Raw genomic sequence first — 7,538 nt, 5'->3', positions numbered from 1 at the left:
AGACCGAATATCCAAGCGGCATTGGGCTTGTGCAGGAACTCCCTTCCCCGGAACTGTCTTCTTCTTGGCGGCCCAGTTCTCTGGCAGCAGATCCTGCCCTAGAAAAAGCTCGCCTGCGCCAGCACTTTCGCCAGCTACGGCAGAGGTTGGACAGATCCCTTATCAGCCAGAAGATCGTGGCTCATTTGGCCTCTTGCCCCCAACTTTTGGCCGCCAAAACCATCCTGGCCTATGTGGCCTTCGGCTCCGAGGTGGACTTGGGATCCCTGTTTGCCCTTTTTCCAGAGAAGCAGTGGGGGATCCCCCGTTGTCTGCCGCGGCGGCAAATGCAGTGGCACCGCTACCAGCCGGCTGAGCTTGTCCCCAACTGCTGGGGCTTGCTGGAGCCTTCTCCCGGCAGCACAGTTATCGACCCTGGCAAGGCGGATTTGATCCTGGTGCCTGCCCTGGCCTGCGATCGTTGGGGAAGGCGTTTGGGCTATGGCGGCGGCTATTACGACCGCTTTTTGGCCGCTTTGCCGGATCCCAGTGTGCCCAAGTGGGGCATCCTCCCCCAAGCCTGCTTGCTGGAGCAGCCCCTGCCTCAGGATCCTTGGGATCAGCGCCTGGATGGGATCCAAACCGAGGAGAGGTTCTACGAGACGGGGATCCCCTAGACTAAAGAGGGTGGGCCTTGGAGGAAAAACGATGAGCCAAGTTTGGAAGCCGGCGCAGTGGCTAACCCAAAAGCTGCGTCTTGTCTGCATGAGCTTTGGCTGTGTGGCATTGGCGGTGCTCTTGATGGGCTTTGGGGCGATCCCCCTGCAACTGAAGGATCTCCACGTCACCCCCTGTCCCGATACCCCCGAATACACCAACCTGGTGACCAGCAACGGCAACCCCATACCGGCCAGGTGCCTGTTCGTCGAAGGCACAGTGGTCAACCGCTCCAAAAATACCCTGCTGAACGCGGATGTCTTCGGTCGGCTTTACGATGCCAACGGCAACGAGGTTCTGCCGGAGCGTACCCGCCTGGGGGCCATTGCAGAAGTTCCTCCCGGCGAGAGCCCTTTTTCAATTCGCATCTCGGTGCCCATAACCAGCCCCCTGCCCCTCACCCTGGAGCAATTCAAGGCCAGCGGCTTCAGCGGTACCGTGCGCCGATGAGGTCCAAAGCTGGCGGCTGAACTCCACCTGGGTGGGGCGCTCAGGCAAATGGAGTTGCGCGACCACAGGCGGCGTTTGGGCGATCAGCCGGCCCCGGCGGAAGACATACAGGCAAGCTGGTTTCAGGCGAATGGCTTCGACGGCATCGGCGGCCTGGAGCACCACCAGATCGGCGTAGCAGCCGGGTTCCAGGCCGTAGCCTTCCAACCCCAGAATGCGGGCCGGGTTTTCTGTTACCGCCAAAAAACACTGGCGCATCTGCTCATAGCCAGTCAGTTGGGCGGCGTGGATGGCCATGTGGGCCACCTCCAGCATGTTGCCGCTGCCCAAAGGGTACCAGGGATCCATCACGCAATCCTGGCCAAAGGCTACCGTCAAGCCTGCGTCCATCAGCTCGGGCACCCGGGTCAGCCCCCGCCGCTTGGGGTAGGTATCGTGGCGACCTTGGATGACCATATTGACCAGCGGGTTGGCGATCACCCCCAGCTCTGCCTCGGCCATCAGGGGGATCAGTTTGCTGACGTAGTAGTTGTCCATCGAGTGCATGGAAGTTAGATGGGATCCGGCTACCCGCCCCTGCAAGCCCAGCCGCAGCGTTTCGTAGGCCAAGGTTTCCACATGGCGCGAAAGCGGATCGTCCGCCTCGTCGCAGTGCAGATCCACCCGCAGACCCCGCGCTGCTGCAATTTCACATAGGGCCCGCACCGAAGCCGTCCCTTCGGCCATCGTCCGCTCGAAGTGGGGGATTCCGCCCACCACCTCCACCCCCAAATCCAGAGCCTTCTCCAGAAGCTGCACCGCCCCTGGCGAGCGATAGTAGCCATCCTGAGGAAAGGCCACCAGTTGCAAATCCAAGTAGGGAGCCACTTTTTGCTTGACTTCCAGCAGCGCCCGCACCGCCAACAGGTTGGGATCGCACACATCCACATGGGTGCGGATGGCCAGGATCCCACGCGCCACTGCCCAGTCGCAATAGGTCAAGGCCCGCTCCATCACTGCCTCGGGGGTCAACAGCGGCTTCAACTCCCCCCAGAGGGCGATCCCTTCTAGCAAGGTGCCCGACTGGTTGACGCGCGGGATCCCATAGGTGAGGGTGGCATCCATGTGAAAGTGGGCATCCACGAAGGGGGGCGACACCAAGCGGTTGCTGACATCAATTTCTTGGGGGGCAGTGGCTTGTAAGTTGCTTTCCAGAGCCACAATGCGATCCCCCTGGATACCGATATCGATTCCCTTGCGGCCATCCGGCAAATTGGCCCGGCGCAAAATGAGATCCATATGTTGTGGCTATTTGTTTGAACTTAGGATGGAAAGAAGCAACTACAGTTGACTGAATGATAGGCCAAATCAGATAAAGATGTCTTAAATTACCTCAAAGCCCGAATTTAGGAAACCAGTTGATTGGGTTATTGCTCACTTTATAAAAGAGGGCTGTAGTCCCCAACAGCATCCGGTTGTGCAAGATATCAACCAAGTAGTCAGAGGGATAATCTATCGAGAGCTGATTTGAGAGGACTTGGCCCTTACATCCATTCCAACCGTCAGCGAAACTTCGTTGTCCATTACAAACAAGCTCCTTCTCAAAAAATTGTATTTCAGGATACATATTTTCAGGGATCTCCCCCTTAGGATAAGCCGAGCAGTAACCCGATCTCGAAGTAACCTCAACAGAAGCGACTATGGCACGTTTAGAACTCTCCCGGCGGGACTTCTGCCTGCGTTCTGGGGCTTTTGTGGCTGGCCTGATGGGGAGCCGCTGGTTGGTTCGCGATGCCGCGGTGGCTCAAGGAACCAAGCTGAAGGTGGCCGGGGTTTATACGGTTCCCATTGAGCAGCAGTGGGTGAGCCGGATCCATAAAGCGTTGATGACCGCCCAGGAGCGGGGGGATATTGACTATACCTGGTCGGAGTCAGTTTCCAACACCGACTACCCACGGGTGCTGCGTCAGTATGCCGAGAGCGGCGTCCAACTGCTGGTGGGTGAGGTCTTCGGGGTGGAGCGGGAAGCGCGGGAAGTAGCCAAAGACTATCCCAAGGTCAGCTTTTTGATGGGATCCAGCCTCAAGCCGGATCCTGCCCTGAGCAATTTTGCCGTGTTTGACAACTACATCCACGAGCCTTCCTATCTGACGGGAATGGTGGCCGGGGGGCTGACGCGCTCCAAAATTATCGGCATGGTGGGGGGCTATCCCATTCCAGAGGTGAACCGCCTCATGAATGCTTTTATGGCAGGGGCGAGGGAACTGCAGCCGGAGGTGAAGTTTTTGGTCACCTTTATCGGCAGTTGGTTTGATCCCCCCAAAGCCAAAGAGGCGGCTTTTGCCCAAATTGATGCCGGTGCAGATATCCTCTATGCAGAGCGGTTTGGGGTATCTGATGCCGCCAAAGAGAGGGGCGTTTTGGCCATCGGCAATGTGATCGATACCCAGCCGGACTACCCGGAAACGGTGGTGGTCAGCGCCCTGTGGCACATGGAACCCACCATCGACAGAGCCATTGCCGCGGTGAAGGCCGGAGAATTTAAGGCAGAGGACTACGGGATCTACAGCATGATGAAATATGGGGGATCCAGCCTCTCCGACTGGGGAACCTTTGCCGACAAGGTTCCGGCTGAACTGAAAGCTAAGGTGATGCAGAGGCAGGCAGAGATTCTGGCAGGGTCTTTTGTTGTAGCCATCGATGATAGCGAACCCAAGTCCACCCTCTGAAGCGCCTTTGGCCTTGAAGGTGGTGGGCATTACTAAGCGCTTTGGTGCTCTGCTGGCCAACGACCAGATTGATCTCGAACTGCGGGCCGGGGAGATTCTGGCCATCTTGGGAGAAAATGGGGCGGGCAAAACGACACTGATGAACATCCTGTTTGGGCACTATGTTCCCGATCAGGGTCAGGTGTGGGTGTTTGGTCGGCCCCTCAAGCTGGGATCCCCGGCGGCTGCCCTGGCGGCAGGGATAGGCATGGTGCATCAGCATGTGGTCTTGGCCGATAATCTATCGGTGCTGGACAACATTCTGCTGGGCACTCAGCCCCTGTGGCACCTATGGTCTCGGCGGCGAGAGGGACGGCAGCGCATCCAAAAGCTGGCCGAGGAATTGGGGTTGGCCGTGGATCCCGATGCTCTGGTGGGATCCCTGACCTTAGGGGAGCGGCAGCGGGTGGAGATCCTCAAGGTGCTGTATCGAGGGGCGCGGATCCTGATTTTGGATGAGCCCACAGCGGTGTTAACCCCACCGGAAATTGAGCCGTTTTTTCACACCCTACGGCAGATGGCCGGTCGCGGACTGGGGATCCTGCTGATTTCCCACAAGCTCCAGGAGGTGATGCGCACCAGTGACCGGGTGATGGTGCTGCGGTCAGGGCGGGTGGTGATGGCGGGCAAGACGGCTGAGATCCATCCCACAGCTCTGGCGGAAGCGATGGTGGGGCAGCGGTTGGCGGCGGTGGTCAAAGCGCCCTTGTCTGTTGGGGAGACGATCCTGGAGCTGCAGCAGGTCTCCTGTCGGGCAGGGCAGCAGCATCTGGAGCAGGTTTCTCTGACGGTGCGGCGTCACGAAATCGTGGGTATTGCTGGGGTGGCGGGCAATGGGCAATCCGTCCTGGCAGATCTGATCTGCGGGGTGATCCGGCCCCACCAAGGTCATCTCCATCTGCATGGCCGAGTCCTGCGGCTGATCTCTCCTGCTGAGATGGTGCGGCAAGGCATGGCCCGGATCCCGGAAGACCGCCACAAGACCGGACTGATCGGTTCCCTTAGCCTGTGGGAGAATTGGGTGATCGAGCGCTATCGGGATCCCGAATTCTCGCGGTGGGGGATCCTGCGTCACTGGCAAATCTATCAGCAGGCCCACACCTGGCTACAGACCTACGATGTGCGGGGGCTCCAGAGGGGGGATCCCTGGCGGGCGCTCCAGATGCCGGTGCAACTGCTGTCCGGCGGAAATATGCAAAAAGTGATCCTCTCGCGGGAGCTGTGCCGGGATCCCCAGGTAATTGTGGCTCACCAGCCAACGCGGGGACTGGATCTGGGGGCTGTGGCTTACGTGCATGCCCAACTGCTGGCAGCAGCCCGAGCTGGAGCCGGGATCCTGCTCATTTCTGAAGACTTGGATGAATTGCTGAGTTTGGCCGATCGGGTGGCGGTGCTCTATCGCGGTCGGCTTTCCCCAGCAATCCCAACCCAAACCACAACGGTGACCGCCTTGGGGTTGCGCATGGCCGGGCAGGAGGTGGCCGATGCGTGTTGAACCCCGTTCCACGGTGCCCCTCTGGCTGATCCTGAGTGCGCCGATGGCAGCCATTGTCCTGGCTTTCCTCTCCTGTAGCCTGCTGATCCTGTGGACGGGATCCCCGGTTTTGGCAGCCTACGGAGCGTTGCTGCGGGGAGCGGTGGGATCCCCCTTTGCCCTGAGCGAAACTTTGACGCGGGCCATTCCCCTGATCCTGACGGGATTGGCGGTGGCGGTGTGTTTTCGGGCCAAGTTGTGGAACATCGGTGCAGAAGGCCAGTTTTATGGTGGGGCTCTGGCTGCCAGCCTCTTGGGCACCGCTGGGCTTTCGCTGCCGCGCCCATGGTTGGTGTTGGTGCTGCTGCTGGCGGGCTGGATTGCCGGAGGGCTGCTGCTGTGGATCCCGGCCTGGCTCAAGACCCAGTTCCAGGTGGACGAAGTGGTGACCACCTTGCTGCTCAATTTTGTCATTCTTCTTGGGATCAGCTATCTCCTGGAAGGCCCCCTCAAAGATCCTCTGGCTCTGGGTTGGCCCCAAGGTCGTGCCCTTGTGGATGCTGCCCTACTGCCGCGGCTGATCCCCCGCAGTCGTCTCCACGCCGGTTTGATCATTGCCCTGCTCGCTGCCCTGGGGGTGTGGGCCATAGAGCGGTTCACCGTTTGGGGCCTAGAAATGCGAGCCGTAGGCGCGAACCCAGAAGCGGCCAGGTTTCTCGGCATCCCAGTCCAGGGAGTTATTTTGTATACCTCACTGCTGGGAGGGGGGCTGGCAGGCTTGGCGGGAGCTTGTGAACTCCTCGGGCTCAAGGGCTATCTCACCTTGGATTTATCCCCTGGCTTTGGCTACACCGGCATCGTCGTTGCCCTGTTGGCCCAACTGCATCCCTTGGGGGTGGTGGGGGCGGCGGTCTTCATCGCCGGAGTTTATGTAGGGGCGGATACCATGGGGCGTAGCTTGGGCGTTCCCACCTATCTTGCCGATGTCATTGTTGCTGCTGCCCTGCTGTGGATGTTGGTCTGCATGGGGTTGGCCCGTTATCGTCTGCGCTGGGACTGAGCACCCATGTCTGCACTCCTGAGTCTAATCAGCTTAATCAGCACCACCAGCTTTTGGGTTGCCACCCTGCGCATTGCCACTCCCTTGCTCTTTGGCACTTTGGGCGAAGTCCTCTGTGAGCGGGCCGGCGTTCTCAATTTGGGCATCGAAGGGATCATGACCCTGGGGGCCATGACCGGTTGGCTGGTGGTCTATCAGGGAGCTGGATTGTGGTGGGGCGTAGCCTTTGCTGCCACCCTAGGTGCCGGCGTGGGCTTGATTCACAGCCTGTTGACCGTCCGCCTTGGGGTTTCCCAGCACGTCACCGGCATTGGCATTACCCTCTTGACCATCAATGCTGCTTATTTTGTTTATCGCATGGCCCTGCCCCAGGTCACCTCTCCCCCCAAAATCGTCCCCTTCAGTCCTTGGCCGATCCCGGGTCTCTCCAGCCTGCCCTTTCTGGGAGAAACCCTGTTTACCCAGCCGCCCCTCACCTACCTCAGCCTTCTCCTGGTGCCCCTCATGGCCTACATCCTCTACCGAACTCCTCTGGGCCTCGCCGTGCGCATGGTTGGAGAAAATCCCCAGGCTGCCGCTTCCCAGGGGATCCCGGTCTATGCCGTTCGCACCGGGGCCGTGATGGTGGGCAGCGCTCTTATGGCCGTGGCCGGTGCTTTTTTAACCCTCTCTGCGTTCGATGCGTTTTTCTTCAATATCGTCAATGGGCGGGGGTGGATTTGCATTGCTCTGGTGGTTTTTGCCGCTTGGGATCCCTGGCGAGCCTTAGGAGGAGCGTTGCTGTTTGCCGGGTTTGATGCTTTGCAATTGCGCCTTCAGCAGCTTTGGGGTAGCCGGATCCCCTATCAGTTTTTCTTAATGTTGCCCTATCTGCTCAGTATTGTGGCGTTGATTTTGGTCTCTCGCCATGCCAAAGCGCCCCGCGCTCTTTTGATCCCCTTTCGCCCTGAAGAACGCATCTAGCTGCCCGGTTTTCTTGCTCCTATCGAGCTTTTGTCCTCGCCCTAGAAGCCTGTATGTCTTACGCCAAGACGATTGTCTGTTTCGCCAACTCCAGAAAAATGGCCGGTCGCTGTATTGCCGGCAAGGAATGGCAGAACGGAGAGCCAGG

The 7,538-nt window shown here is 59.3% G+C and carries 8 protein-coding genes; 7 read left to right on the top strand and 1 reads right to left on the bottom strand.

Features of this window, described 5'->3' with window-relative positions:
- Both NW829_RS11200 and NW829_RS11195 read left to right on the top strand, forming a co-directional pair.
- On the top strand, positions 1-656 hold a 656-nt coding region (locus tag NW829_RS11200; RefSeq protein ID WP_414417101.1), incomplete at its 5' end, for a 5-formyltetrahydrofolate cyclo-ligase.
- 31 nt (positions 657-687) lie between these two features.
- Positions 688-1,146: an FxLYD domain-containing protein gene (locus tag NW829_RS11195; RefSeq protein WP_414332474.1), complete on the top strand. Its 459-nt coding sequence runs from the start codon at positions 688-690 to the stop codon at positions 1,144-1,146.
- Here NW829_RS11195 and NW829_RS11190 read toward each other — a convergent pair.
- Complete coding sequence (locus NW829_RS11190; RefSeq protein WP_414417100.1) at positions 1,054-2,424, bottom strand: amidohydrolase family protein; 1,371 nt, start codon at positions 2,422-2,424, stop codon at positions 1,054-1,056. The genes NW829_RS11195 and NW829_RS11190 overlap by 93 nt on opposite strands.
- A gap of 401 nt (positions 2,425-2,825) precedes the next feature.
- Here NW829_RS11190 and NW829_RS11185 point away from each other — a divergent pair, with 401 nt between their 5' ends.
- From NW829_RS11185 to NW829_RS11165, 5 genes are all read left to right on the top strand, one after another.
- Positions 2,826-3,854: a BMP family protein gene (locus tag NW829_RS11185; protein ID WP_011430426.1), complete on the top strand. Its 1,029-nt coding sequence runs from the start codon at positions 2,826-2,828 to the stop codon at positions 3,852-3,854.
- Positions 3,855-3,861: 7 nt separating this feature from the next.
- Positions 3,862-5,388 (top strand): ABC transporter ATP-binding protein, encoded by a 1,527-nt coding sequence (locus NW829_RS11180; protein ID WP_414417099.1) that lies wholly within the window; start codon positions 3,862-3,864, stop codon positions 5,386-5,388.
- The gene (locus NW829_RS11175) at positions 5,378-6,427 is read left to right on the top strand and encodes an ABC transporter permease (protein WP_414417098.1); all 1,050 of its coding nucleotides are present in this window, start codon (positions 5,378-5,380) and stop codon (positions 6,425-6,427) included. Before NW829_RS11180 ends, NW829_RS11175 begins: the two co-directional genes overlap by 11 nt.
- A 6-nt stretch (positions 6,428-6,433) precedes the next feature.
- Positions 6,434-7,390 (top strand): ABC transporter permease, encoded by a 957-nt coding sequence (locus NW829_RS11170; protein WP_099887455.1) that lies wholly within the window; start codon positions 6,434-6,436, stop codon positions 7,388-7,390.
- 53 nt (positions 7,391-7,443) lie between these two features.
- Positions 7,444-7,538 (top strand): dual OB domain-containing protein (locus tag NW829_RS11165; protein WP_414417102.1); only part of this gene is annotated, 95 nt, incomplete at its 3' end.

This window comes from Synechococcus sp. R55.8 (genome assembly GCF_047461895.1).
Lineage (GTDB): Bacteria > Cyanobacteriota > Cyanobacteriia > Thermostichales > Thermostichaceae > Thermostichus.
Note: the sequence above shows the minus strand (reverse complement) of the source record. Positions and strands in the feature narration are given on the sequence as shown.